Origin of the sequence: Paenibacillus sp. 598K, assembly GCF_003851045.1 — a bacterium.
GTDB lineage: Bacteria > Bacillota > Bacilli > Paenibacillales > Paenibacillaceae > Paenibacillus_D.
Genome location: NZ_BFBX01000176.1, coordinates 24,566 through 25,165, shown reverse-complemented (window position 1 = coordinate 25,165; position 600 = coordinate 24,566). Strand labels below are relative to the sequence as shown.

The 600-nt window shown below is 71.3% G+C and carries 1 protein-coding gene; it reads left to right on the top strand.

Features of this window, described 5'->3' with window-relative positions; all coding sequences use genetic code 11:
* The coding region (locus PA598K_RS33715; RefSeq protein WP_185602392.1) for an O-antigen ligase family protein at window positions 1–600 on the top strand (600 nt) is incomplete at both ends.

Sequence of the window (600 nt, the reverse complement as noted above, 5' to 3'; positions counted from 1 at the left end):
GCGCGCGGCTGGAGCCGGGCAGCTATAGCACGGCGGGCGCGCGCTGGCAGCTCTATCGCGACGCCTGGCGGCAGATTGCCGAGGCGCCCTGGCTGGGCCACGGGGCCGACGCATGGCGCCGTCATGTCGGACAGCTGCAGCGCATGCCCTATGTCAGTATGGAGGTCCATAGCGGCTATCTGAACCAGTTGCTGGAGCTGGGCGCAGTCGGCCTGACGCTGCTGGCGGGACTGCTCGCGCAGCTGCTGCGTCGCGTATGGCAGGCGCAGCGACTGGCGACGCTGCCGCTTCTCGCGTTGCTGCTGCATGCCGCCATCGACTTCGACATGTCGTACGGCCTGTACTGGCTGCTGCTCTTCGGCTTCGCGGCGCAAGGCATCGCTGGGCGAGGCAGGGCAGTGCCAGGCGAGGGCGGGGGCATGCCGGTCGGGGGGAGTGCAGAGCAAGGCAAGTGCATCGTCACGCAGCGCCGAGGCAGCTCCGCGCAGGGCCAGGGTAGGGCTGGGCAAGGCTGGGGCAGCGCTGCGCCAGGCGAAGGCAGGGGCGTAGGCCAGGGCAGCCCCATGCAAGGTCGGGGCGGCGCAGCTGCGGCTGCGCGCC